This window comes from Acinetobacter sp. ANC 5414 (assembly GCF_013004295.1).
GTDB lineage: Bacteria > Pseudomonadota > Gammaproteobacteria > Pseudomonadales > Moraxellaceae > Acinetobacter.
The window spans coordinates 47,205-73,387 of sequence record NZ_JABERM010000030.1; the positions used below are offsets into that span (position 1 = coordinate 47,205).

General features: G+C 40.7%; 18 protein-coding genes and 2 pseudogenes. 5 read left to right on the forward strand and 15 right to left on the reverse strand.

Features of this window, described 5'->3' with window-relative positions:
• Nucleotides 1-86: 86 nt before the first annotated feature.
• The 5 genes and pseudogenes from HLH18_RS12875 to HLH18_RS12895 form a co-directional block, all read right to left on the reverse strand.
• A pseudogene (locus HLH18_RS12875) lies at nt 87-1,523 on the reverse strand (efflux transporter outer membrane subunit).
• A gap of 201 nt (nt 1,524-1,724) precedes the next feature.
• Nucleotides 1,725-1,919: a hypothetical protein gene (locus HLH18_RS12880; RefSeq protein ID WP_171547153.1), complete on the reverse strand. Its 195-nt coding sequence runs from the start codon at nt 1,917-1,919 to the stop codon at nt 1,725-1,727.
• Nucleotides 1,920-2,120: 201 nt separating this feature from the next.
• Nucleotides 2,121-2,354 carry a hypothetical protein gene (locus tag HLH18_RS12885; RefSeq protein WP_171547154.1) on the reverse strand — a complete coding sequence of 78 codons (234 nt, stop codon included), beginning with the start codon at nt 2,352-2,354 and terminating at the stop codon, nt 2,121-2,123.
• 379 nt (nt 2,355-2,733) lie between these two features.
• Nucleotides 2,734-5,490 carry an aconitate hydratase AcnA gene (gene acnA, locus HLH18_RS12890; protein ID WP_171547155.1) on the reverse strand — a complete coding sequence of 919 codons (2,757 nt, stop codon included), beginning with the start codon at nt 5,488-5,490 and terminating at the stop codon, nt 2,734-2,736.
• 1,033 nt (nt 5,491-6,523) lie between these two features.
• Nucleotides 6,524-6,988 (reverse strand): MarR family winged helix-turn-helix transcriptional regulator, encoded by a 465-nt coding sequence (locus HLH18_RS12895; protein ID WP_131289775.1) that lies wholly within the window; start codon nt 6,986-6,988, stop codon nt 6,524-6,526.
• A gap of 660 nt (nt 6,989-7,648) precedes the next feature.
• Here HLH18_RS12895 and HLH18_RS12900 point away from each other — a divergent pair.
• The 3 genes from HLH18_RS12900 to HLH18_RS12910 are packed head-to-tail and all read left to right on the forward strand — an operon-like array spanning nt 7,649 to nt 9,396.
• Nucleotides 7,649-8,221 carry a nuclear transport factor 2 family protein gene (locus HLH18_RS12900; RefSeq protein WP_171547156.1) on the forward strand — a complete coding sequence of 191 codons (573 nt, stop codon included), beginning with the start codon at nt 7,649-7,651 and terminating at the stop codon, nt 8,219-8,221.
• The gene (locus HLH18_RS12905) at nt 8,191-8,691 is read left to right on the forward strand and encodes a chalcone isomerase family protein (RefSeq protein WP_171547157.1); all 501 of its coding nucleotides are present in this window, start codon (nt 8,191-8,193) and stop codon (nt 8,689-8,691) included. Before HLH18_RS12900 ends, HLH18_RS12905 begins: the two co-directional genes overlap by 31 nt.
• A gap of 18 nt (nt 8,692-8,709) precedes the next feature.
• Nucleotides 8,710-9,396, forward strand: coding sequence for a response regulator transcription factor (locus HLH18_RS12910; RefSeq protein WP_171547158.1), 687 nt, complete (start codon nt 8,710-8,712; stop codon nt 9,394-9,396).
• A 14-nt stretch (nt 9,397-9,410) separates the two neighbouring features.
• On the opposite strand, the gene HLH18_RS12915 is transcribed toward HLH18_RS12910, so the two are convergent.
• The 8 genes from HLH18_RS12915 to HLH18_RS12950 all read right to left on the reverse strand — a co-directional run bounded on the left by HLH18_RS12915 (nt 9,411) and on the right by HLH18_RS12950 (nt 17,543).
• The gene (locus HLH18_RS12915) at nt 9,411-10,736 is read right to left on the reverse strand and encodes a sensor histidine kinase (protein WP_171547159.1); all 1,326 of its coding nucleotides are present in this window, start codon (nt 10,734-10,736) and stop codon (nt 9,411-9,413) included.
• 30 nt (nt 10,737-10,766) lie between these two features.
• Nucleotides 10,767-11,816 carry an SAM-dependent methyltransferase gene (locus tag HLH18_RS12920; RefSeq protein ID WP_171547160.1) on the reverse strand — a complete coding sequence of 350 codons (1,050 nt, stop codon included), beginning with the start codon at nt 11,814-11,816 and terminating at the stop codon, nt 10,767-10,769.
• Nucleotides 11,817-11,824: 8 nt separating this feature from the next.
• Nucleotides 11,825-12,604 carry a DUF1295 domain-containing protein gene (locus HLH18_RS12925; RefSeq protein ID WP_171547161.1) on the reverse strand — a complete coding sequence of 260 codons (780 nt, stop codon included), beginning with the start codon at nt 12,602-12,604 and terminating at the stop codon, nt 11,825-11,827.
• 35 nt (nt 12,605-12,639) lie between these two features.
• The gene (locus HLH18_RS12930) at nt 12,640-13,839 is read right to left on the reverse strand and encodes an SAM-dependent methyltransferase (RefSeq protein ID WP_171547162.1); all 1,200 of its coding nucleotides are present in this window, start codon (nt 13,837-13,839) and stop codon (nt 12,640-12,642) included.
• A gap of 3 nt (nt 13,840-13,842) precedes the next feature.
• Nucleotides 13,843-14,628, reverse strand: a complete 786-nt coding sequence (locus HLH18_RS12935; protein WP_171547163.1) for a DUF1365 domain-containing protein — start codon at nt 14,626-14,628, stop codon at nt 13,843-13,845.
• A 19-nt stretch (nt 14,629-14,647) separates the two neighbouring features.
• On the reverse strand, nt 14,648-15,916 hold the full coding sequence (locus tag HLH18_RS12940) for an NAD(P)/FAD-dependent oxidoreductase (RefSeq protein WP_171547164.1): 1,269 nt from the start codon (nt 15,914-15,916) through the stop codon (nt 14,648-14,650).
• Nucleotides 15,913-16,896, reverse strand: a complete 984-nt coding sequence (locus HLH18_RS12945; RefSeq protein WP_171547165.1) for an acyl-CoA desaturase — start codon at nt 16,894-16,896, stop codon at nt 15,913-15,915. Before HLH18_RS12945 ends, HLH18_RS12940 begins: the two co-directional genes overlap by 4 nt.
• Before the next feature lie 128 nt (nt 16,897-17,024).
• The gene (locus HLH18_RS12950; RefSeq protein WP_502708142.1) at nt 17,025-17,543 is read right to left on the reverse strand and encodes a lipocalin family protein; all 519 of its coding nucleotides are present in this window, start codon (nt 17,541-17,543) and stop codon (nt 17,025-17,027) included.
• 1,271 nt (nt 17,544-18,814) lie between these two features.
• Between HLH18_RS12950 and HLH18_RS12955 the strand changes: the two are divergent.
• Both HLH18_RS12955 and HLH18_RS12960 read left to right on the forward strand, forming a co-directional pair.
• Nucleotides 18,815-19,616 (forward strand): annotated as a pseudogene (locus HLH18_RS12955) (transposase).
• Nucleotides 19,617-19,911: 295 nt separating this feature from the next.
• Complete coding sequence (locus HLH18_RS12960) at nt 19,912-22,479, forward strand: EAL domain-containing protein (RefSeq protein ID WP_171547167.1); 2,568 nt, start codon at nt 19,912-19,914, stop codon at nt 22,477-22,479.
• A gap of 18 nt (nt 22,480-22,497) precedes the next feature.
• Here HLH18_RS12960 and HLH18_RS12965 read toward each other — a convergent pair whose 3' ends face one another.
• The gene (locus tag HLH18_RS12965) at nt 22,498-24,063 is read right to left on the reverse strand and encodes a sensor domain-containing diguanylate cyclase (RefSeq protein ID WP_171547168.1); all 1,566 of its coding nucleotides are present in this window, start codon (nt 24,061-24,063) and stop codon (nt 22,498-22,500) included.
• A 362-nt stretch (nt 24,064-24,425) separates the two neighbouring features.
• On the reverse strand, nt 24,426-26,126 hold the full coding sequence (locus HLH18_RS12970) for an NAD-dependent malic enzyme (RefSeq protein ID WP_171547169.1): 1,701 nt from the start codon (nt 26,124-26,126) through the stop codon (nt 24,426-24,428).
• Nucleotides 26,127-26,183: the final 57 nt, after the last annotated feature.

The following is a 26,183-nucleotide window of genomic DNA, read 5'->3' on the forward strand; positions in this document are numbered from 1 at the left end:
CAATATATTTAATAAAATCAGGATAAAAATTTATTCACTTTTTCTTAAAATCAAAAGGTTAGGCCATTAATTTTATTAAGTTTCTTCTAAAGAGGCAAAGGGTATTGTTCAGGCTGTTTCGCTACGCTGCTGTCACCTCCTAGCGTAAAATACAAGGAAACATAGGACTGCATTAAAGCACTCTGGGTTTCAATCCACTGCTGTTCTGCAGACAGTAAATTCCGCTGCGCATCAAGCACATCTAGATAGCCCACTGCCCCATTATCATAGCGCAACTGGGCCAACCGTGCTGTTTCTCTAAATGCAGTCAGACCCTGATTCTGAATCTGCAATTGCCTGCTTAAATGTCGCTGCTGTACTAAAGCATCTGCCACTTCACGGAAAGCATTCTGTACGGTTTTTTCATAGTCAGCAACGGCAATGTCACGGCGTACTTCCGCCAAAATCAGGTTGTTTTTTAAACGCCCCGCGGTAAAGATTGGAATACTGATGCTCGGTGCAAAAGACCATAACTTATTGCCCGATTTAAATAAGCCATCAAGTTCAGTGCTCGCTATGCCAAAACTGCCGGTTAGTGCAATTCGAGGGAAAAATGCCGCACGTGCAGCATGAATATCTGCGTACCTTGAATGCAGCAGAGCTTCTGCGGCACGAATATCAGGCCGATTCAGCAATAGATCTGAAGGCAATCCCGTCTGCAACACAGCCGTTTTAAAGACCACTTGATCCAAATCCCGCTTTGGAATCTCCACAGACTGGCCAATCAGCTGCAGCAAATAGTTTGATGTCATGTCCTGGCTATTTTGCAGCTGGGTCAATAAAGCCTGACCATTGCTGAGCAGGGTTTGCGCCTGCATATATTCCACTTTGGAGCTCGCACCGACTTCATAACGTCGTTTAAAGATACGTACAGATCTTTCATAGCTTTGCACTGAACGTTTTGCAAAATAAATACGCTTTTCCAATTCAGACAAAGTCAAATAGCTTTGGATTGATTGCTGAAGAATGCTGTTGCGTACCGCCAACTGATTGGATTCAGCTGCGAAAAATTGCTGCAATGCTGCTGCATTCAAACTGCGTATACGCCCTCAGAGATCCAGTTCCCATTGGTTCATTCCCACACCCACAGAATATTGATCTGAGGTTACTGCACGACCAATAAAGGATAAATCTGCAGGCACTCGGCTGCGCTCATAAGCTGCACTGCCGGAGATACTTGGCCATGATTCTGAACGCTGAATGCCATAAGCAGCTTGTGCTTCTTGTACCCGCAGCGCTGCTATTTTCAAGTCATGATTATGCGCCAAGGCAAGATAAGCGACTTTGATTAATGCCGGGTCATTGACATAATCTGACCAAGCTAGAACATGATATTTACCACCCTGCTGGAGGGGATATTGTGCAGGCAAGGCAACCTGGGGGGCTGTAAACGGTGCTGTATTTTGACAGCCACCTAAAAAAACCAGCATTGACAGTGCGACGACACTGCTGTGTATACGATGGCTGAAAAAAATCTGCTGCATCAATTATTGCCCCCAAAAGTTGGTTGGGTCATAAATATGGGAATTCCTAAACATCTGCCTGAGGTGAATATCGGCACATTCACGGATACGTTTCACGATGTCGAAATCAGGCTCAAACATCCAACTGTAGAACATGTCACGTAGCATGCAGCTGTTAATATCCTCCCCCTTAAAAGAGAATGATTCCTACTGCTAGACGCTTTATGCTCCAGCGCGAGTATGTTCTTCGCACAGATAAAACCACAACCTGAAATAGGCAAGAAATTGATTAGGATATTTTTCAATTTTAATCGCTAAAAGATGCACCGTATTTCCGATAGCCTCTTGAGCATACAGGTTCAGTTCTTCAAAAACCACGCGCTGGATTCTGCCATTCATATAATCCAGAACACGCATCAGTAGTCCTTCTTTGGAACCATAGCAACGTGTCACTGAACTTCGGAGAACCCGAATCTCAATGTTACAGCCTTAATCCCTCCAGCTGATAGCAAAAGAATGGTTTCCTGTACCATTTTAAAATCTGATTCGATGGCACGTTGCTGAATTTTTCGGATGTATTTTAACGGATGCCTACCTGAGTTAAGTGGAGTTCAGTGGCTACTTAGATTTAAAGTGTAATTGGTACTCATCAGTGGTGACTTTTATTTTTAATTTCTTATATTTTCTCTGAGTTGGACTCAGTGCCGAGTTTATCACTTCTTCAGAAAATTCTGAGTCCTTCATCAGGTGTGAAAATAGCTTGTAACCTATTAATATTTTGTTAATCTCTTTATCTTCTTTTAAAGCCTCATTAATTAATTGGTCTAGCTCTTGCACTGAAATAATACTCATAAAGCAACTCTCTAATGATTGTTTTAAAATCAACAAAATACAATGTTGACATCCTCTCCTAGCTAAAGCAAGGGGATTCCTACTGCTAGACGCTTATGCCCAAGCGCGAGTATGTTCTATAAATCTTCGTTCCCGATTAGTTTCATGGCTTATCAATTGAGTGTTTCTGTTTCAGGTTTCTATGATTGGTTGCGTAACGGATTGAGCTGTCGAGCTATACGATTTAATCAAAATCAATCCTTGTTAAATTAGCGCATCTAGAAACTCAAGAAAGTTATAGGCAGTTTACTTAGTACTATTTTACTGATTTTCTCCGCAGCCGTCTTGTCTTTACAGACACAAAAAACCCGACAGGTGTCGGGCTTTTTCATCATCAAATTTAGGAAGCGAGCAAATTGCGCAAGACATAGTGCAAGATACCACCGGCCTTAAAGTATTCCACCTCATTCAAGGTATCAATTCGACACAACACTTGAAAATGGTTACACGTACCATCAGTATGTTGTACATCTACTTCCAGCATTTGATGTGGATAAATATCATCCGACAAGCCTAGAATTGATAGAGTCTCATGTCCGGTCAGGTTCAAGATCTGCCGGTTCTGACCCTCCACAAACTGTAAAGGTAACACCCCCATGCCGACCAGATTGGAACGGTGAATCCGCTCAAAACTTTCAGCAATCACCGCTTTTACCCCCAATAGGTTGGTGCCTTTGGCCGCCCAGTCACGTGAAGAACCAGTGCCATATTCTTTCCCGGCAATAATCACTAGCGGGGTTTGTTCTGCCTGATAGCGCATCGCCGCATCATAAATCGAGAGTTTTTCTGCACTTGGAATATGCAGAGTATTACCACCTTCCTCCCCACACAGCATTTCGTTTTTGATGCGGATATTGGCAAAGGTGCCTCGCATCATAACCTCATGGTTGCCACGGCGGGATCCATAAGAGTTAAAGTCTTTTGCATCAACCCCCTGTTGCTGCAAATATCGTCCGGCAGGACTATCTTTTTTGATATTGCCTGCAGGGGAAATATGGTCCGTCGTGACTGAATCGCCCAATACAGCCAAAATCCGTGCCTGTTTGATCTGCTGAATTGGTCGCACCGGCTGATCAATTTCTGCAAAAAAGGGTGGATGTCGGATATAGGTCGATTGTTCATCCCAAGCATAGGTTTGACTTTGTGGAATCTGGATCGCTTTCCACTTGGCATCGCCTTCAAACACTTCCGCATATTCTTTATGAAACATCTCGGTATTCACGTTCTGCAGTGCGGCATCGATTTCAACCTGTGTCGGCCAGATATCTTTTAAATAAACCGCTTGGCCATCAAAGCCTTCACCTATCGGCTCAGCAGTGAGATCAGTTCGAATATTCCCGACCAAACCATAGGCAACCACCAAGGGTGGAGATGCTAACCAATTGGTTTTCACCAAAGGATGCACCCGTCCTTCAAAGTTACGGTTTCCAGAAAGCACTGAGGCTACATTCAAATCGAAACATTGCACAGCTTCTTCAATCGCTTCAGGCAAAGGTCCCGAATTACCAATACAGGTGGTACAACCATAACCCACCAGGTTATAACCCAGTTGATTCAAATAAGGCGTCAACCCTGCAGCATTAAGATAATCGCTGACCACTTTGGAACCTGGAGCCAGTGAACTTTTCACCCAAGGTTTCCGCTGCAAACCTTTTTCGAGTGCTTTTTTGGCCAATAGCCCTGCTGCCAACATGACACTGGGATTCGAGGTGTTGGTACAGGAGGTAATGGCTGAAATCACCACATCACCATGCTGCAACGGATATTTTTTACCCTCAATCATACAAAAAGCATTTTCATGTGGCAGGTTGGCCTGTTTCGCTTCAACAGCTGTGCCTCCTCCCCCTTCATTTTCCAGACGCTCTTTTTCTTCTTTGACCGGTTTCAAGGTCAGATCCATGAAGGCATCAAAGGTTTTTGGCACTTGCGACAATAGCACACGATCCTGCGGACGTTTCGGACCCGCCAGACTGGCTTCTACCATCGACATATCTAAAGCCAGAGTATCGGTAAAGACGGGTTCATCCCCCGAATTGCGCCACAATCCTTGCAACTTGCTATAGGCCTCTACCAAGGCAATTCTTTCAGGCTGACGTCCTGTTAAACGTAAATAGGAAAGCGTCACCTCATCAACCGGAAAAAAGCCACAGGTAGCGCCATATTCGGGTGCCATATTGGCAATAGTGGCACGGTCAGCCAAGGGTAAATCGGCCAGGCCATCGCCATAAAATTCGACAAATTTTCCAACTACGCCTTTTTGGCGCAGCATCTGGGTAATGGTCAGCACCAGATCAGTTGCTGTAATACCTTCTTTGAGTTTCCCGGTAAGCTTAAAGCCGATCACTTCCGGAATCAGCATGGAGATCGGTTGGCCCAGCATGGCTGCTTCCGCTTCGATGCCACCTACTCCCCAACCTAACACGCCTAAGCCATTGATCATGGTGGTATGTGAATCGGTACCGACTAATGTATCAGGAAAGGCAAAGCGCTGCCCATCGACCTCATTGCTCCAGACCACTTGTGCCAGATATTCCAGATTGACTTGGTGGCAAATCCCGGTTCCTGGCGGCACCACGCGAAACTGATTGAGCGCCGCCTGCCCCCAACGCAGAAACTGGTAGCGCTCGCCATTGCGTTGCATCTCAATTGCGACATTCTGCTCAAAAGCTTGCGGGCTGGCAAAGTAATCGACCATCACCGAGTGATCGATGACTAAATCCACCGGTGACAACGGATTAATTTTTTCCGGATCACCACCGGCTTTAGCCACTGCTGCACGCATCGCGGCAAGATCAACCACGGCGGGAACACCGGTAAAATCCTGCATCAGTACCCGTGCCGGACGATACTGGATTTCCTGTTCTGAGGTTCGGTTGTTTAGCCACTCTGCCAATGCATGAATATGCTCGGTTTTCACCGTGAGCTGATCTTCAAAACGTAGTAAATTTTCCAGCAAGACTTTTAAAGATTTTGGTAGCCGGGACAGGTCACCTAACTGCACTTGCAATTTGGACAGGTTGAAAATCTGATAATGTTCTGAACCGACGGTTAATGTTTCTAAGGTATTAAAACTATTGATATCACTATACTTAGCCATCTAGTTTACCTCCGGCTTGAGATGTTATTTTTATGATCACAGTCAACCACTTCTTTACTTACTGTATGCTAACTGCGCGGCGGGTTTGTTATTATTTATTATCGGATTGCGCTAGGCAGTTAAATGCAGGGCTGCCAGGGAATTTTGCCAGAGAGTTGCTGACAATTCAGATTATGGCATTGACAATGTTTCTGCCAATCCCGTAAGGAGATAAGGTAAACTGACCAGCGTATTACTTTGTTTAGTGTCTAAGGCCATAAACATGATGTCCATTTAATATGACATCCCCCAAAATTTAGACGATTGATTAAGCAGCTTTTAATGACTGAATTCTGTATTGTATAAGGCTCAGTCCTGAATATTAAAAAATTTATGCTTCATCCATAATCCATTCTTTAAAAAGAGCATCCTCGATTTCATGAGTACCATTTTCTGGTTTAAAAATAATTTATTTTTTTGATAAAGAACGTAAGGCCAATTGAATACTATAAAGTTCAACTTGTGATTCAGCTATGGCTTTTAAGATTAGCTGTTCTAAGAACTTAAACTCTCCCCATAATTCCTAAAAGTCACGATGCCCCATTGTATTGGCTATAAACTGTTGCTTTACAAAATCTATAGCTAGCCTTGGGTTTGTTCGAAGTTTCCATAATGTTTTACTATTACGTGAACGGTAGCAACCATAAAATTGCATGGTATTTTGGATTTGTGCCCAAATTTCATCAGTTATGATTCTGCGTGACATGTTAGAAAACTTAATTTTAGAAGGGAGATCTAAGATATTTTAATTGAATAGATGAGAAGAGTGAAATATGTACATTAAATGAGGACATGCCCTAGTAGGGTGGATGAGATCTACACCTTTTTTAGTTTATATATCCAAAATCAATTATACGTGCCCCTAAAAAGTCATTCGGTACTAAAATGGGCACAAGAGAAAATATTTCCCTGAAGGGGAAATCAAATATTCATATGCCCGTAAAACAAAAAATGCAACAGAACCCTTTAACTGTACTTTTTTATTAAATTGAGGTTAATGAGCTAAGTTTTTGAAAATAAGTTTAAGACTTTCTAACATTTTTTCAATTTGTAGTGGTGTTAAACCTTCAAAAGATTGATCTAAAACGATATGGCTGAGATCGTTAATTTTTTGCGCCATTTGTTGTCCTTTATCGGTTAATACAACCCGGGTAATTCGCGCATCATCTTCACAACAATAAGTATTCACCAACCCTTCATCCTTTAAACGGTAGATAATTTTCGTGGTGGTCGACATCTTGGAAATTATCATTTCGGATAACTCAGATACACTCGCCTGAGGTTTGACTTTTAAAGCCAGTAAAATACGACGACGAGAATTATCTAAACCATATTTTTTTAACGCGTGATCGATATTCTGTACATATTGAGCATGTACTTGAGTGACCCAGTAATATGGGGAATGATCCAGATTAAAATCTTCTGATGTAGAAAAAAACTTATTGTACTTTTTTGTCATGGCTAAAAACCTATAATCTATTGTTGTAATTGAAATTATTTTTTAGAATTTAATTTTATTTGAAAGTAACTGGTTTTAGCAACACATATTAAATTATTTTTATTGCTTATTCAGATATTAAGTATCTTATAAATTTATCAGGATAATCTACAAATACTTTGAATATTGTCTAACAAAATTTTAATAAATAAAAAAACCCTGACATCCTGTCAGGGTTTTTCGTATTAGTTAGCTCGGTATAACTCCTGTCATACCTTACACTCCTGTGCTCATCTATTTTTCTTATTGTGTGGAACTTCCTGTTCCTGTTGATTCCATCATAGAAAATAACGCTCAGATCACCTAGAGGCAAAGTACCTTAATCTTTGTACGTTAAAGCCTATAAGACAGATTAAAAAGTATACGCAAACTTATCCGCAGAAATTGGGGATTATTTTAAGCATTGATGTATTGATAAAGCACAATAAATTTTTATTTTGATTAAAATATGATCAATTTTATTGGCAAAAGATATCAGAACTGAGAGGAGATTAACCAACTTGTTTTCAAACCAGTTTTTTAAGGGTTTTTAGAGACGTTTTAGTTCTATAAATATATAAGCTGTTCACGTCCCCTTCACATCTCTTTTTTTAAATTAAGTAAAAAGGAAGGAGTATTGTGATGAAGGTTATAAAAACACTGTTGGTCTCGACCTTGGCGCTCGTCAGTCTAACCGCCTGCAAAACGGTTCCAAGTTATAGCAGTGACTATACTCAGGCAAATCATAACATTCAGGGGATCAATTTAACCGATCAACAAGCTTTAGATATCGGCACTCGTTTTGTTGCTGCATTTAATACCTTGGGCACTCCTGCCTTCGTGGAACAAGCCAGTAATTTATATGCTGATCAATTATTTATTAATGATACCCTCTCTCAATTTTCTCAAAAAAAAGATTTAGTCCAACATTTTCAAGGCATGAATAATCGGGTAAGCAATGTCAGCGTCAAACTGATCAGTGCTACACATCATCAGGATTCTGCTTATATTCACTGGCAAATGGCCTATGATTTCAAGATGTTTGGCCGCACGAAAACCATGGATTCTTATGGTATTAGTGAAATTAAAATCAATCAGGCGAATCAGATTATTTTCCAACAAGATTTTTGGGACCCTGCAAATGGTCTTTATCGTTCACTGCCTGTGTTCGGAGGAGTATACGGATGGCTTTTACCCTTCAAAAAATCGCTTTAACGCTGATGGCTACGGCTATCCTAGCTGTTAGTGCACCAGCGGGTGCTGCAACATTAAAAAAATGTAATACAGCGCCTTTGATCGTTACTACAAAAAATGTGGGACAGGTGAGCTATTTTGCTGAAAACTGTGAAAAAGCCTGGGACACTCAAAGTATTCAACTCGATTTTGCCTATAGTTATGATATTCCGGAATGGGCATTTAAACGGGCAGCTACTCATTTTCTGAAAAAGAACGTTGCAGGCTATAGCCCCAGCATGGCACTGAACCAGATTACCCAATGGTACAAGCCGGTCAAAAAAGGCGATTTATATCGTCTACATTACCAACATCCCTCACAAAAAATGACCTTATTACTGAACCAGAAAGTACTGGGGCAAGTGAATGATCCCCAAATAAATCAATATTTTAATATTTGGTTTGGGGCGACACCTTTTAATGCTAAATTAAAGCAGCAATTGTTAAATTAAAGGTTTAATCATCGACTTATGAGCAATCACTTTATCCTCATGGTTGAGGATCACTTTGAACTGGCCGCAACGGTATGTGAATTTCTGGAAGAACATGGCTACGTCATTGACCATGCCCGTACTTTGGATGCGGCACGGCATTTTCTAAAAAACCAGCACTATCATCTGTTATTGCTAGACATTAATTTGCCTGATGGTTCAGGTTATGACCTATGTGACTGGTTGCGTAATGAGCAGGATCTGGATTTACCGGTACTGATGCTTACAGCGCGCGATACCCTGGATGACAAGTTGAAAGGCTTTGCCTCCGGAACCGATGATTATCTGGTGAAACCGTTTGACTTTAATGAACTGGTGATGCGGATTCGTGCCCTAATTAAACGCTCATTAGGTGAGGTCTCTAACAGTAAACTACAGATTCACGATTTGATCCTAGACAGTTCAACTCAAACAGTCAGTCGTGCAGGTCAGACTCTTGAACTACCACCAATTCAGTTTAAATTACTCAAAATTCTCATGCGTCACTCACCCAAGGTCATCAGCAAGCAGGAAATTATGATGGAACTCTGGGGCGATGAAGAACCGGAAAGTGATGCTTTACGCAGCCATATTTATAACCTGCGTAAAATTGTTGACAAACCCTTTGATCAAAAACTGATTCATACTGTTTCTGGGGTCGGTTTAAAAGTTGCCCTTGAAAGTTGAGATGACAGCACCGGTTAATGTAAATACACCACCACGATCAGTCCGGTGGTATCTGTCAGTTTGAGCTCACTATGGGTACTTAGATAATACTGCCGGTCAAATAACTCCACTCGCCATCCCAGTTGTTTGCATAGTTTCTGAACCAGCTGTAAGCCAATACCATGCCCCTTGGCGGTGAGAGAGAGTTGTGAATCATTCAAAGCTTGTACCTTGGCATTATTGGGTAAGCTAATGCCAATGCCATTGTCTGCAATCACGATCTTATTTTTTTGCTGAATAATATGAATTTCTGATCCTTGAGAATAGTTCAGTGCATTACGTAAAATATTGCTCAGCACCATCTTGGTCATTGAAGGATACAGCAAACGCGGTTGTTCTCCGACCTCATCTTGCACTTCAATCAGCATACCTTTACTGTCACTGACTGGATTCAAATCTGTGACTAAATCTTCAATAATTTCAGATAACATACATTGTTCAGGGGTCAAATCATTGGTTTTATTGCGGGCAATCGCCAGTAGTGTGTCCACCAATAACTGCATGTCTTCAATGGTATTGTTTAAGCGACTCAATGCTTTGTCATGCCCATAACGCGCCTGACAAAGCTGCACATTACCCTTTAAAATCGTGAGTGGGGTACGCAGCTCATGACTCACATCCCCAGTAAACTCACGTTCACGTTGTATAAACTCATTCAGAACCTGATGATATTTTTCCAGTGCCTGTTTGAGGTATTCTGCTTCCATGTTGCCATTGGTATGAATACCCAGAAAAGGAGAAACCTGTTTGCTCTGATGCGCCCAGTCAATATGCTCCAGTGCATTGGCTAGACGTGTAATCGGAGAAAAATAACGTTTTGCACGGCGGTTGGACCAGAGCAAAAAGCTATACAGTACAAATAAGCTAAACATCAGCGGAGCCAGACCAAACAGCCAGATCAGCTTGTTGACATTGCTTTCCCCAAACACCAGTAACACATGCTGACCATTGCGCTCGCCATAGACCGTCATGCGCTCCTTGCCATCAATAAAAATACGATGCACACCATCCTCAAGCTGCATGGACTGAAAGCGGACTGGCGGAGTTTCCGTGGTCCATCTATAACCATACAGGTTTTTGGTATCGGGCAAGTCGGCTTTGGGATTACGTTCTACCCGGGTCCAGTAATGGGCCATTTCCTGTTCAAGTGCCGTTTTCAGCAGTGAACCTTTAATGACCCATGCACTACAGGCCAGACCAATCACCACAGATAGTGCGATCAGTGCAATCTGCAACCAGTAATAACGGTTGAATACCTTACTTAATTGGGTACTAGGACTCTTTGAACCGGGTTTCAACATAAATTGACCGCAATGATAAAGCTGAGAAAATTATACGCTTTTCTTTTTGAACAGGAAGTGACCAACCACCCATTCCTGCCCCTGCTCCAAACCGAACAGTTCAGCACAAGCCATAAAGAAAATGCGCCAGCGTTGCCACCAGGCAGCTGCATCTTTGCCATAGACCTGCTGAAATAAAGGCTTCAGTTCAGCCTGCTGGCGATCCATATTGTCCAGCCATGCATTTGCTGTTTTCTCATAATGTGTGCCTGACCACTGCCAATGTTGGCTGAGCTCCAAATGCTGCTGAAAATGCAGGAAGGTGGAGGCCGAAGGCATAAGACCGCCGGTAAAGAAATACTTCGACATCCAGTCATATTCGGACTGGATTTCAAAGGGATAATGTAAAAAACGGTGGCAGAAGATATGACACCATAGTAAACCATCAGCTTTTAACCAGCCCTGAATTTTTTCAAACAGGCGCTGATAATTGCGCACATGCTCGAACATTTCCACCGAAACCACCCGGTCGAAAGAGGCAGACTCCAGTTCCAGTACATTCACATCACAGGTGATGACCTTTAGATTGCTAAAACCACGCGCCTGTGCCTGAGCCTGAATATGCTGGCGCTGCGTCGCAGAATTGGACACGGCCGTAATTTTGGCATTTGGATAATGCTCTGCCATCCACAGCGTTAAAGATCCCCAACCACAACCTAACTCAAGTATGTGCTGACCATCTTTTAATTGTGCGCGCTCTGCATAAAGCTGTAGGGCATTTTCTTCGGCTTCATCCAGCGTTGTTTTTTCATTGGGAAAATAGCAGGCACTGTATTTCAATCGCTTGCCCAGCACCGCCTGAAAAAACTCGGTCGGTAATTCATAATGCTGTTCGTTGGCTTTGTCTGTGGCGACGGCAATTTCACTGCTTTTCAGCATATTCAGCACGTCCATATAACGCTGAGCCGCCTGTTCAGGATCATAACGCCCTTCCTGAATCAGTCTTTTTTTACTCAGTGCCCGGATAGCAGCACGAATCGCCTGATCTGGAATCAGCCCACTTTCAACTAATTTTAATGATTTATGAATGATAAAATCCATGTGCCTACCTACTTTTTGGGTTTCCACAAAATAAACATTGATGTTCGTTGTTGATAATCGCGATAATTCTGTCCCCGGTTTTTCAGGGCTTGTTGCTCGTTAAACGGAATGCCGGTGATGTAATATAAAAACAGCCACATCAGCACGGGATAAATCCATAACACATATAGACCCACAGCCAAACCTAAGATGGGATAAGCAAACCAATGCAACCATTCAAAGAAATAATTGGGATGGCGTGAATATCTCCACAAACCTTGGTCCATGGTTTTGCCATGATTCTCAGGATTAAGTTTAAATCTATACAATTGCTGATCAGCCAGTGTTTCACCCGTCAATGCGATGACCATAATCAATGCAGAGACAAGCAGCCAAATCATGCTCCCACTTGCCCACTGTTCTGCAGGTGTATTTAACAGCATCCACATCGGCAGGAAAAAAAGAATCGCTAAACCCGCCTGAAAGATGAAAAAAGCCAAAAACCCGAGGTGTTGAAATTTCCCCATGGCGCGTCGCATATTGGCATAACGGCGGTCTTCTTGCTGTTCTGACTGATAACGCCGCAGCAAATGCCAAAAAAGACGCAGGAACCAGCAGCCACTCAATACACCAATAAAGACACGAAGCCAGTCAGGTGCAGTTTCAATCAATACTGCACTTAACAACAGATTCAATGTGATACAAAAAGCCCAAGCCACATCGACAATACCAGCACGGCGATTGAACAGCGTTAGTAGCCAGCAGCACAGCATGATGAATACATTCAGCAGGAAAAGATTTCCTAACATCATCTTGTCTCCTTCATCTGTGGGGTTAATCGGACTTAATATGGACTGGCTTCAAACAGCATATGCACGTCACTAATGACGCCTTCTTTAAAGCCACCTTCGCAATAACACAAATAGAAATCCCACATCCGAATAAAGTGGTCATCAAAACCCAGTGCCTTCACCTGATCCTGAGCCGCTAAAAACCGCTCACGCCAGTGATGCAAGGTCTGAGCATAGCTTTGACCAATATCATCCAGCTGTTTCAAACGTAATTTCTGTTCAGAAGCACTTTGCGTTAAAACACTGATGCAGGGAATAAAACTGCCCGGAAAAATATAGCGTTTAATATAATCCACGGTATGCAGTGCTTTTTTATAGCGTGCATCTTCAATGGTAATGGCCTGAATCAGTGCCAGACCATGCGGCTTAAGCAAGGCTCTGCATTTTTCAAAATAGGTCGGCAGATATTGCTCCCCGACAGCTTCAATCATTTCAATCGAGACCAGTTTATCGAACTTGCCTTGCAGCAGACGATAATCCTTGAGCTGTACATCAATACGGTGACTTAAACCGGCAGCCTCAATACGTTTAACCGCTTCATCATACTGGGCTTGGGAAATGGTAATGGTGGTGACCTGACAGCCGTAATGTTGTGCCGCATAAATGGCAAAACCACCCCAGCCACTGCCAATCTCGACCAGATGATCGAGCGGTTTTAACTGTAATTTCTGACAAATCAGCTCTTTTTTATCATCAGAGGCCTGTTCCAGACTGATGTGCGTATCTTTAAACACCGCACTGGAGTACATCATGGAAGAATCGAGGAACAGTTTAAAAAAGTCATTGCTGAGGTCGTAGTGCTCTGCAATATTTTTACGGCTGCCTTTCAGCGTGTTTTGGCGGGTCTTGTACCAGCTTTTTAGCGCGAGCTGACTGGCCTGTACAATAAAATTCTGATTGATTTTATCCAGTACATCACGGTTACGGGCCAACAGTTGAATCAACTGAACTAAGTCATCACTACTCCAATAGCCCCGAATATAAGCTTCAGCTGCACCTAAAACACCATTTTTGACAATGAGTTCGATTAATTCGGCATTATGCACATAAAGGTCGACATTTAAATCAGAAGGCTCACCTACTGTACCATTCCATATTCCTTGAAAATGGATCTGGCCATGACGCAATTTAAGTACGCGTCTTAACACCCAGGGCAATGTATCCTGTTCACCGTAAATAAAAGTTTTCAGCATGACTTATTGGTCCTTTTCTTTCTTAGGGTGCCGATGAAATGGAACTTTTTTCCACCATAACTTCAAAGCTTGAACATAGATGGAAACCACCATTTTGAAAGGTTCAATACTATGCATGAGAGCATAACGATGCAGTTGTGAAGGAAATGTGATGCTATTTAAACGAAAGCGCATGGTGGCATCGAAGATCAGTTGATGCTGTTGCAACAACTGCATATGAATCACATTAAGTCGATCAGAAAAATTAAATCGCCAACGGTAATCAATATCCATCGGCATAAAGGGCGATACATGAAAGGATTTTCCAAAATCAAATTCATAGCCCTGAAAATCACCATGTACCTGAACCTGATCGCGACAGTCATGCACATACACCTGACGTTCATTCCACGGCGTGTTGGTAATCTCGCTTAGAATAAACAGCGGTTGATGCTCTTGATCCAAAATGAAATAAAACACCACCGAATTGAAGCGAAACCCCAGACAACGGGGTAAGGCTAAAATACGGATCTGCCAGCTGGGCAACAATAAGGTATTCGCATATTGCAGCAGCGCTTTTTGTGCTTTTTGACGCAGAGTCCCCTGATAAGCTGTAAGAAAATCACGCGGATATAAGGTCAAAATATTCCAATGCCGAGATGACCAAAGCCATGATTTTTCAGTAATTGCCTCGAGTTGGTCGGGGTCAAACCATAAGTAGCTTAAATTCGACTCAAAAGCGTGTGCTTTTGGCGCATAGCGTCTGTGACGAATTTTTGCGTCTGCAATGGCAAGCGAGGTATTTAACATCTGTGAGCTCCATGGCGAATCATGCTAAATGAGCCAATTGTTCAACCACACGGGCTGCACTGCGGGCTCCATCCTCATGGAATCCCCAGCCCCAGTAGGCTCCACAAAATGAACTGCGATTCTGTCCCTGAATCTCCTGCCAGCGCGATTGTGCTTTAATGGATTTTTCATCAAAAACCGGATGACGGTAATGCCGTTCTATCAGGATTTGACTTGGGTTTATCGGCATATTAGGGTTTAAGGTCGAGAAAATCTGAGTCTTGCAGGGCAAATTTTGCAGCTTATTCATCCAGTAGCTAAAGCCATAATGGATGCCTGATTCAGACGGTGTTAATGTGCTCTGATCAGTTGTGACATGGACATGCCAACTAGCCCACTGTGAACGTCGTTTGGGCATGATGGATTCATCATGGTGCACTACCATGTGATTGTCCTGATAACTGAAATTTTTCAGTACATCTAACTCTAAGGCAGTCGGATCTTTAAGCAGTTTTAGGCTGTCATCGGCATGACTGGCAAAAATAACCCAGTCAAAGGTTTGCAGTCCTTCCGCAGTATTAATCAACACCTGATTCGCATGCCGGGTAACCCCATCTACCGCTAGATTTTTCCACTGAATCGATGGGCATTGCTGTTGAATCGCACGGATATAGGTTGCTGAGCCACCTTTGACCGTTTGCCATTGTGGACGTTCTTTTAGCTGCAACATTCGGTGATGCTGAAAAAAACTGATTACAAACTTATACGGAATTTTACCGATCTGATCGACCGGACTAGACCATAAGGCACCACACATCGGATAGAGGTGTTCTTGACGAAATTCTTCCGAGTAGTCATTTTGATTCAGATAAGCTTCAATACTGAGTTCAGGATCATAATCCGCCACAGATAGATCTTTATTATCACTATAAAAACGTAGCAAATCAGAAAGCATAAGGCGAAATTTTTTATTGAAAAAGTTTTGTGGACGCGTCAATAAAGACCATTTCTGCGACGGATTATATTGTAGCCCAGTGACTAGATTGTTGACTGAAAACCCCATGTCACTGCTTTGCGCTTCCACTCTCAGTTGAGCCAGCATTTCACTGAATAAGGGATAATTAAAATCATTAAATACAATAAACCCACTATCTACTGCAACTTGCTGCCCCTCGATCTGAAACTGATGAGTGTCAGTATGACCACCAAAATATATATTTTTTTCAAATACAGTAACTTGATGCTGTCCCGAAAGCTTCCATGCAGCATACAAACCTGAAATACCGGACCCAACAATGGCAATTTTCATGAACCTTCCCCATGTTCAACTTTATTTGAACTGATTTTGATTTTTGGTGCTGTCCTGATGCTTGCGGTATACACTCGCTCAGGAATTGGTTTTAGTCCCCAAACTAACCCAAACCATGACATGATTTTCAGCAGGTAATAAGTCACATCAATTTGCCACCAATAAAAACCCTGACGAGTACTGCCTGCATAATAATGATGGTTGTTGTGCCAACCCTCACCCAAGGTAATAATCGAAAGGAATAGATTGTTACGACTATTATCTTGGGTTTCAAAATCCCGTGAACCGTATAGGTGTGCCAAGGAATTGATACACAAGGTGGCATGAATCAATAATACGGTTGAAATTACAAAGCCCCAGACCAAAAGCTGTGGCCCAGTAGTCGCCAATACTGGATATGCGACAGCGAGCCATTCCCCTAAAACATAGATTCCAACTGCTGTTGCTAAGACCACCGGAAGACTGAAACGATCTAACCAGATCAATTCAGGATACTTAAGCCAATCTTTAATCACTGCTCTACGGGTACTAAAATTTTGCTCATTCAGAAACCATCCAACGTGGCTATACCAAAAACCATGGGTAGATGAATGCGGATCCTGCTCGGTATCAGTAAAACGATGATGATAACGATGATGGGCCGCCCACCACAAAGGACCGCGCTGAGCACTCATCGTGCCAATCAAGATAAAAATAAACTGAACAAGCCGAGAGGTCTGAAAGGTTTTATGTGATAAATAACGGTGAAAAAATGCGGTAATTGCAAACATCCGGAGCAGATAAAAAAACAGCATAAACAGCACTGCAAACCACGACACACCGACCCAAAATACTGCCAGACATGCAAGATGCAATAAAATAAAGGGCAATATTCGCACCCATTGAATTTGGATGTCTTTAGCATGCCTGATGGGTTGCACTGTTGGAGTATTCGCATCACCCGACCAGCTATCGATCCAGCGTAGAAAAAATTTAAACATTGTTTCTTCCGGATATTGAATATTTATTTATACTTTTCATTCTAGGAAATGCGATATGAAATTTATGTGAAGCTTATGTCCTATTTCATACTGAGGCAACCAAGATTACCTCAGTATGAAGCGACCTCTTACTGTTGTGGTGTTTTGATTAAATTTGACAGATCGTAGCCATACTGACGTGCTGTTTCTAAATAAGATTGATAAGTCGCTTCATCTAAATGAGGATTTTTAGATAAAATCCACAAGTATTTATGCGTCGGTCCACCGACAAGGGCAACCTGATACTCAGGATCCACTCTTAACACCCAATAATCACCTTTAGTGAACGGCAACCATCTCAAACCGGCTGGAAGAAAACTCACCTTGAGTTTACTCATTCCCTTATTTTGAGGATAAGCTACCCCTTGTGAAGCGATAATTTTGCCTGTTTCAGTATGACAGCTATTTAAGACACCAATGCTATGATCTGAATTCACAGTGTAATCGGCAGTGGTATGACTGACACAGTTGCGCTGGAAATACATAGGTAAGTGCGCAATTTCATACCATTTTCCCGCATATTGCTGAACATCAATACTTTCTACTGCTTCGGGTTTTATCGATTCTGCTTGAACAGTTAAAGAAAAACCTAGACCAGCGAATGCCATTAAGCCAGTAGCTAAAAGAGGTTTGAGCAAGCTTTTCATTTTATGACCTGTTAGGTATTCAATAATTCAAAAATACACTAAAGGCATGTGAACAAACTGTGAAAAATTAAATAAAATCGAGATCTTAAAAAACCAATTTGTTTTTAGGCAATCTCTACATACATTTTTCCCTTGAGTTTCACAAAAAATTCACCTGAACATCACTATTCTTCTCATTGAACTAGTACGTTAGTCGCTTATTTAATAAAGCGCTAATTCCTTTAAATTCGCTAGGATTAAAGGGAGAATTCAATGCTTTCATTTTTAAAAGAGTTGTTCTGTTTACATGCTTATGAGTATGAACAGGATGATAAAGGTAATGTGATTAAAGTGTGCCGAAAATGTGGCCAAACCAAATTAGGATATTCCTCTAACCCTCTCTAGCCGAACTTATTACGGCAAACGCTTACCGCATGTGAATGTTGGTAGGCTTTTTTATTGCGGGTATATTTTTAACGAAAAAATTTGCTTTTATATAAAAAGATACGCTGTCACTTTGAATTACCCCACAATAAGCTATAGCAGCTAAAATATTAAAATCGAGCTCTCGGAAGCCGTAGAGTTTCAAATTAAGTCTGATTAAAGTAAGTCTTAGATTTATACGTACCATAAAAAAGTGTCAAGCTAAAAATAATGAACTGTTAATGACTATGGCAGTCCAAGTCCGCTTGATGATTTGTAAGTTTAAATAATATGTGATTTTAGTCACATTAACTTACAAGTTAGTGATCATATTTTGAGTTTTTGTGATGAAACCTTAGTCAATAAGTGATTTAATCAGTCTCAGAATAACAATAAACAAATATAAATAGAGAAGGGCAGCAGAAATTTAACTCTCTAATTCTTTGTTAGAAAAACAAGAGCAAAGAAGTAAATAAAGAATTAGAGGGTTACGCTTTTCTTGCTCAATTCACTACACTTTCCATCGTATAAATCATATGAAACGTGGATACAAGATCCGCAGTTTTTTTTGTTATTCCCAAGTAGAAAAATGTCCTAGATCGACATTTTCAAGGTCAATATAGGACTTAAGTTTCCTTATTGGATTACTTTTTTTGTGCAATTCTACTTAGCTGATTCCATTTTTTTGCTGTTCTAATTCTGCATGCTGCTATTGAATATATTGCTAATACAGAACTTAAAACAACCTGAATCGCGGATAAGAAATTAGCTTGAAAAAAAGGACTGGAAACTCTTAGGGGGTTACCACACCACCTATTCCTTCAGCCACTATGTTCGATTTTATATATTTCTTCTGCATGCTTGATGACTTTTTTTAAAAATTCGAAGCAAGCTAGTGGGAATTTTTTAAAACATAGCAACAAGCATTTGAGAATGCGGTCTTCTTAATTGAAAATTTCAGAAATTGTGTTCATCGCTATTTGGTAAAAATGCTCACATTTCAACAATTTCAAAGCATTATTCTTTTCATCAAAACAGAATCACAGTCAACTGTTTAGATATTTACTGTGTTACCAGCAGATGATTTATCTTATCAGAATATATCAATTGGCATTGCATACCTTACGCATTGCTTTGATGAAAGATTGCCCAAGCAATCATTTTTTATGGACAGATTCAACTACGCTACCTGTATGTAAAAATCAGCGGATTCAACGGTATCAATCTCTAGCAGCGATTGCAACCCGCGGCAAAAGCTCAATAGAATAGTTTTTTGGCTGCAAGCTGCATTTAATCATGAACCAATCGGGAGACATGGGCAGTACAGCTTTATCGAATGGGCATACAGCAGATACTAAAATGGTTGAACAGTGGGTAGAAGGATTAAAAGCACAAAGTACTGATTTAATCACATATCACCGAAAGAATATGGAATCTCTTCAACTCTCTAGATCAAATGAATATCACTTAAAGTAACGTAATAAAATAGCAACTGTATTCAGCTTATTAAAAGGGAAATATAATTTGGTCACCAGTAAAACGAGAAGCATTGAAGGATATTTAGCTGGAATTTATGCATCTTTTTTATGTGCTTACCCATTAGGCCATCGAAAAAACCAAGCATTTAAGTAATAAAATCATTGGTTTAAACAGGATTCGGATTATAGAACCCTCATTGACCCTAGTGCTATGAATATATTATTAATGGAGAGTATTCATTTTAATCGGGGCTATTATATGATTTATGCAAGTTGTCTAATTTTAAGTCTGATATCTCTAAAACTGGCAAATAATTATATGTGAGGATTATCACATTTTTGTTATATTATTTAAGTGAGATTAGTAATCAATACTAAGATCTAATTTAAAGAATTTTAGTTGAGAATCTATCAAAAATGCGCAATACAACTCAAGAATGGGATGTGATATGAGTCAAACAGCGAGTTATTTAGATACTCAATCTATCTTTAATTTAATTGGGCAGCATGCCGACTTAGCACTTATCTTTCAGACTGTCAGTGAATGGTTAGAAGCTCGGATACCAGATTCAATGGTATCCATTATGTTGTACTCAGAAACTGAACAAACTTTAAATATGATCAGTGGTACAAAGCATTTTTCTAATCGATATAAAGAAGCGATCACCGATCTAAAGATAGGCGCAAATGTGGGTTCATGTGGGGCAGCAGCTTTTCATCGAAAACTCATTATCTGTGAAAATTTAGCGCTTGATAAGAACTGGGAATATTTCAAGGCCCTGATTCAAGAAGAAAATCTAAATGCATGTTGGTCTACTCCTATTATTAATGCGCAAGGAAAACTCTATGGTACCTTTGGCACATATTATCGTTCTCCTAAATGTCCAACCTCTACTCATATTAAATTAATTCGTCATGCAGCATCTTTAGTGGCCTTAAGCATGGATCTTCATGCAGAGCGACAAAAAGGCCTGAATCTTAATGATAAATATCGATCTTTCTTTAATTACCATCCGGATGCAATTTTTGAACATGATCTTGAAGGCAGTATTATTGATGTTAATCTTGCCTCTAAAGACATCACTAAATCTAGTCATGAACAGATGCTGGGCTTACATTTCTCGAAATTTATTTGTACTGGATCTCAGGCTATAGCTGAAACTGCTTTTGAACAAGCGGTGAACGGCAATGGTCAGCACCTGGAAATCCAAGCGATGAATGCCTTAGGAGAATGTTACTGGTTAGACCTCACTTATTTACCGATTAAACAAGCTCAACAGGTAGTTGGTGTATTCGGTATCGCTCGTGATATTACCTATCGGCGTGAAACCGAAGAAATGCTGCGTCTGCTTAAACGTAGTGTCGATGCTAATCCTCATGGCATCGTGTTGACCAAAGCGACCCAGAACCAAGCTATTGAATATGTTAATCCTGCTTTTGAAAACCTGACTGGTTATACGAAAGAAGAAGCGATCGGTCATAATTGTAATTTTCTGCAAGGTCCTGATACAGATGCTGAGACGGTGAATCAAATACGCAGTGCGATTAAAGAACAACAGGAAATTCAGGTCACCTTAAAGAACTATCGCAAAGATGGTAGCTGGTTCTGGAACCAACTGATATTAGGACCGGTTTTTGATGACAAGAATGTTTGTACACATTTTATTGGAATTCAGCAAGATGTCACTCAACAACGGGCAAATAGTGAATATATCGCCCGTCAGCAAACCCATGACAGTTTAACGGGATTAATTAACCATCATACCTTTGAAGAAACATTGGATGTAGCATTCTGCATACAACATGCCAGTCATCAATCCTTGGTTGTCATGTATATAAATTTAGATGACTTCCAACCTTTAAATCAAAGCTTGGGGCACGTCATTGGTGATCAACTCCTTAGTGCAGTAGCAAATCGCCTGCGTCAGGTCATTCAAGAAGAGGATGTGGTGTCTCATTTTTCAGGAGATGAATTTGCCATACTTCTGAATAAATGTCATGACTTAAAAGAAGTCGCTGTTATTGCAGAACAAATATTAAAAAGTTTATCCGTTCCATTTGATATTGATCATCATAAAATCCATATTAGTGCCAGTATCGGCATTGCAGATAATGACCCTCAGATAGAGAAGTCTAAACAATTGCTCCATCATGCAATACATGCCATGAGTGAAGCAAAAAAAGAAGGTGGAAATACCTGGCATTGGTATGCTTTTAATGCAACCCGTACCCCCAAAATTGATTACGTGCTTATGCGCCACGAATTAATGCTCGCCCTCGAAGAAAAACAGTTTAAGCTAGTTTATCAACCGGTTATTGATGCTCACTCAGGCCAGTTAAAAAGTGTAGAAGCCTTAATCCGTTGGCAGCATCCACAAAGAGGTTTGATCTCTCCCGCAGACTTTATCCCGTTTGCTGAAAGAACTGGTCAAATTGTAGTGATTGGCCAGTGGGTTTTACAACAAGCTTGTCAGGATATTGTAGAATGGAATAAGAAACATGCTGCTGCCCTCAGTGTCGCAGTCAATCTTTCTCCCTTGCAATTTAGACGTACAGGCTTTCTGCATGACTTGCAAAAAACACTTGCAGATACACAATTGCCACCCGAGTTGTTAAAAATTGAAGTCACTGAAACCATGTTAATTGCAGGTGCTGATCGTTCTTCAGAAATTTTAAAAGCTGTGCGTGAGTTAGGTGTCAAGGTGTCTGTAGATGACTTTGGAACAGGCTACTCCAGTCTGAGCTATCTACGGACTTTACCGATTGATGAGATAAAACTTGATCGCAGTTTTATTGAACATTTGCCTGAAAATGAAAAAGATGGCGCTATTGTTGCAGCCATTATTGTCATGGCCCATCAACTGGGATTAAATGTGGTTGCTGAAGGCATAGAAAATCCAGCTCAGGCTCAGTTCCTCAGAAAATATGAATGTGACTATTTTCAAGGCTACTATTTTGCTAAACCGGCTTGCCTTGCAGAACTCAAGCTTAATTATAAACAGGTAGAATTATTATGAAAAATAGAGTTCCACTATTTAATAACGAATACAGTTACGTCCGCTATTTTTAGCTTGATAAAGTTTATTATCTGCCATTTTAAAAACTTCAGTCACATCGTCTGAGTTTTTAGGCCAAAATGCCATTCCAACAGATATCGTAACTGGTCCGATAGCGTTGATGTTGCTTGATTCGATCGTCTTTCTTAAACGTTCGGCAGCATTGTAGGCAACCTTGGAATCGGAAGTCATCATTAATACAATAAACTCTTCCCCTCCTATCCGACAACAAATGTCTTCGTCCCTGAAATTATTTTTCATGAAATGGGCAAGGGTTTTTAAAACGGTATCCCCTTGATCATGACCATAGCTATCATTCACATTCTTAAAAAAATCGATATCAATCGCCAGAACAGCGAAACTTCTGCCTAAACTCACCAGTTCTTTTAAGAAGATTTGCATACCCCGTCGATTATATAACCCCGTCAGTGGATCGGTATTCACATGTTCACGCAATTCAGTAATCTTCTCACTGAACGCTTGTGAACTGAGGAGCAAAGACGTTCTAAACTTTAATACTTCAAAATACCAAGGATCAACTTGTTTGATTTTATCTTGAATGTCTGGCTGATTGAGCATGCTGGCCATTTTGGCCAAGCTATTTAAAGGTGAAGAAATAAAGCGCGACATTCTCCAGACGATAAAAAATATAAAAAAATAAAAGATAAAAATGATAATGGAGACTTTGAAAAGAATAGCATTGGCCTGCTTTAACAACTCTTCTGTCGGTTGCTGGGATACAACGATCCAGTTCACACTCGGAATGTATGCAAAACCTGCCAAATTTTCGACACCACGACTATTGATTAACGGGACACTTCCCATCCGTGTACGCACCATATAGTCCAGACCATTATTATTGATAATTTTTTCGCCAATTCTGGAATGATCAGGATGAAAAATAATGCGATTATCCTGATCAATGACATACATATAACTTTTTTTAAAGTCATACTCCGTTGAAAGCATTTTCTGAATTAGATTATTCTTTTGCAAATAAATCGTGCCCCCGATCATGCCGCGATAATTTTTATTCTGGTCATAAATAGGTTGAGACAGGAGTACAACAAGATTATGTTTAACCGACCAATAAGGCGAAGAAATATAAGTCGTTTTATGCTTTAAGGATTCAGTAATTCCCACTGTTTTATATAAAATCTGGGTATTCAGATTTAAACTTTGTGGTTCAAAAGAGACGATTCTTGTTTGCTGATCAACAATTAATACACTATTAAATTTATTTGATTGGTTTTTAATCCGTCTTACTTCTTCTTGTGTTAATTGATGATTAGAAAAATCCTGTCCTAACAGGTCAGCACTATACTTTAGCTCATTCAGCATATCACCGAAATGCTGATCTGCACTGGTGGCAACCTTTGACGCATATTTGGCATTGACTGAAAGCGAGTTCTGAATGAGCTGCTCTTTAATCACATAATTAAGAATAAATATAGAAACAATAAATAAGCACGAAACACTAACAATGGTTGAAATCAGGATCAGTTTACGAAGATTTAATTTAAGTGCCAAGAGAATCTGTTTCAAAAACGCAATCTCGCAATACCGTGTCCAATTTTACACTTTATAACATGTTTGCCAAATAACTTAACAATTTGATTTGTAATAAACCCGATTATGTGCATTTTTTAATCGCATTAAAATAATAGTATGGATTGAAATACTTAAAGATAGCGTGATTTATCTGCTTTAAACTTCTGCATTTTAATCCCTCATTTTAATCCCTCATTTTCCTGCAATTTATATATCGTGCTATTTAGAAAACCACACCCATTTCCAGTTCAATCAGCAGCTAAACGAATGACTCTTTATGTAAAAAACCGAGCTACTTACATAACTCGGTTAACTCTCCGATATTCACTCAGCGACTAAAACGACTTTCATGAAAATTAGAAGGTGACACGCTTATAATCACGGTAGTTCGGCTTCCAGAAATTAGCTTCGATGGCTTGAGTCAACAACTCATCAGAGATGAGCGGTGCAACCCCCGCTTCCATTGCTGCTTTGGCCACTTTAAATGCAATAATCTTAGATACCTGCTGAATTTCATTCAAATCAGGGAGTAGATCGGCTTCTGGATTCTGTAACATGGGTGAGCAGGCTGCCAAGGTATTACTCGATGCGATCAGCATACTGTCGGTTACCCGAGTTGCACCCGAAGCAATCACCCCCAAACCAATGCCAGGAAAAATATAAGAGTTATTACATTGCGAGATGTTATAAATCTTACCTTGATAATTCACAGGCGCAAATGGGCTGCCAGTCGCGATGAGTGCCCTGCCTTCAGTCCATTGCAAAATATCTGCTGGCACGGCTTCAACTTGTGAAGTCGGATTCGATAAGGGCAAAACAATGGGACGTTCGCAATTGGCTGCCAGCGTCTTGATGATCTCTTCAGTAAATAAACCTGCTTGACCCGACACACCGATTAACACCGTTGGTTTGGCATTTTGGACTACATCGAGCAAGGAAATAATTTCTTGCGCATTGCCCCAGTGCTCGACATTGTCTGGTTTTTGCGCGAGCTTACGTTGAAAATCAAGCAAATTTGGCTGATTTTCAGTGATCAGTCCAAAACGGTCAACCATATAAATACGAGCACGTGCCTGCGCATCGGTTAAGCCTTCAGTCACCATTTGCGCCACGATTTGTTCAGCAATACCACAGCCCGCTGAGCCTGCACCCAAGAAGGCAATTGTCTGATTTTTGAGTTGTTTACCTGCAGCATGCGAAGCAGCAATCAGACTCCCCACGGACACCGCAGCCGTACCCTGAATATCATCATTAAAACAACAAATTTGATCACGATATTTATTTAATAAAGGCATGGCATTTTTTTGGGCAAAATCTTCAAATTGAATCAAAGCTTTTGGCCAACGACGCTGAATGGCTGCAATCACATGGTCGACAAATTCATAATATTCATCTCCACTAATACGTGGCTGATTCCAGCCCATATAAATAGGATCATTCAGCAATTGCGGATTATTGGTACCGACATCTAAAGTAATCGGTAAGGTATAGGCAGGACTTATGCCACCACATGCAGTGTATAAAGACAATTTTCCAATCGGAATGCCCATTCCACCAATCCCTTGATCACCCAAACCTAAAATACGTTCACCGTCAGTAATCACAATGACTTTGACATTTTTTTTATTCACATTTTGTAAAATATCATCAATATGGGCTCGATCTGGGTAAGAGATAAAAATTCCGCGATGGCGGCGATAAATATCGGAAAAACGCTGACAGGCTTCACCCACTGTTGGGGTATAAATGATTGGCATCATTTCAGTTAAATGATGCTCAATTAAGTGATAGAACAAAGTTTCATTGGTGTCTTGAATATTGCGCAGGTAAATGTGCTTATTGATCGCATCATTAAAAGCACAATATTGTTGATAGGAACGCTGGCTCTGCTCCTCAATGCTTTCAATTACATGGGGAATGAGGCCATGCAAATTAAAGTGACTACGCTCTTGTTCAGTAAATGCAGAACCTTTGTTTAACAAGGGCAGTTCTAAAAGGGTATTACCCGCATAAGGAATATATAAAGGGTGCTTTTGAGCCAAATTATCAGTTGTCATTTCCAATCTCATTTTGACGTATTGTCGATGGGATTCAGAAGAATGAATTCCATCTGA

Excerpts from the sequence above, each read along its gene's own strand:
- HLH18_RS12880 (WP_171547153.1), bottom strand. The coding sequence starts at position 1,919 with ATGCGTGTTCTGGATTATATGAATGGCAGAATCCAGCGCGTGGTTTTT.
- HLH18_RS12885 (WP_171547154.1), bottom strand. The coding sequence starts at position 2,354 with ATGAGTATTATTTCAGTGCAAGAGCTAGACCAATTAATTAATGAGGCT.
- acnA (WP_171547155.1), bottom strand. The coding sequence starts at position 5,490 with ATGGCTAAGTATAGTGATATCAATAGTTTTAATACCTTAGAAACATTA.
- HLH18_RS12895 (WP_131289775.1), bottom strand. The coding sequence starts at position 6,988 with ATGACAAAAAAGTACAATAAGTTTTTTTCTACATCAGAAGATTTTAAT.
- HLH18_RS12900 (WP_171547156.1), top strand. The coding sequence starts at position 7,649 with ATGAAGGTTATAAAAACACTGTTGGTCTCGACCTTGGCGCTCGTCAGT.
- HLH18_RS12905 (WP_171547157.1), top strand. The coding sequence starts at position 8,191 with ATGGCTTTTACCCTTCAAAAAATCGCTTTAACGCTGATGGCTACGGCT.
- HLH18_RS12910 (WP_171547158.1), top strand. The coding sequence starts at position 8,710 with ATGAGCAATCACTTTATCCTCATGGTTGAGGATCACTTTGAACTGGCC.
- HLH18_RS12915 (WP_171547159.1), bottom strand. The coding sequence starts at position 10,736 with ATGTTGAAACCCGGTTCAAAGAGTCCTAGTACCCAATTAAGTAAGGTA.
- HLH18_RS12920 (WP_171547160.1), bottom strand. The coding sequence starts at position 11,816 with ATGGATTTTATCATTCATAAATCATTAAAATTAGTTGAAAGTGGGCTG.
- HLH18_RS12925 (WP_171547161.1), bottom strand. The coding sequence starts at position 12,604 with ATGTTAGGAAATCTTTTCCTGCTGAATGTATTCATCATGCTGTGCTGC.
- HLH18_RS12930 (WP_171547162.1), bottom strand. The coding sequence starts at position 13,839 with ATGCTGAAAACTTTTATTTACGGTGAACAGGATACATTGCCCTGGGTG.
- HLH18_RS12935 (WP_171547163.1), bottom strand. The coding sequence starts at position 14,628 with ATGTTAAATACCTCGCTTGCCATTGCAGACGCAAAAATTCGTCACAGA.
- HLH18_RS12940 (WP_171547164.1), bottom strand. The coding sequence starts at position 15,916 with ATGAAAATTGCCATTGTTGGGTCCGGTATTTCAGGTTTGTATGCTGCA.
- HLH18_RS12945 (WP_171547165.1), bottom strand. The coding sequence starts at position 16,896 with ATGTTTAAATTTTTTCTACGCTGGATCGATAGCTGGTCGGGTGATGCG.
- HLH18_RS12950 (WP_502708142.1), bottom strand. The coding sequence starts at position 17,543 with ATGGCATTCGCTGGTCTAGGTTTTTCTTTAACTGTTCAAGCAGAATCG.
- HLH18_RS12960 (WP_171547167.1), top strand. The coding sequence starts at position 19,912 with ATGAGTCAAACAGCGAGTTATTTAGATACTCAATCTATCTTTAATTTA.
- HLH18_RS12970 (WP_171547169.1), bottom strand. The coding sequence starts at position 26,126 with ATGACAACTGATAATTTGGCTCAAAAGCACCCTTTATATATTCCTTAT.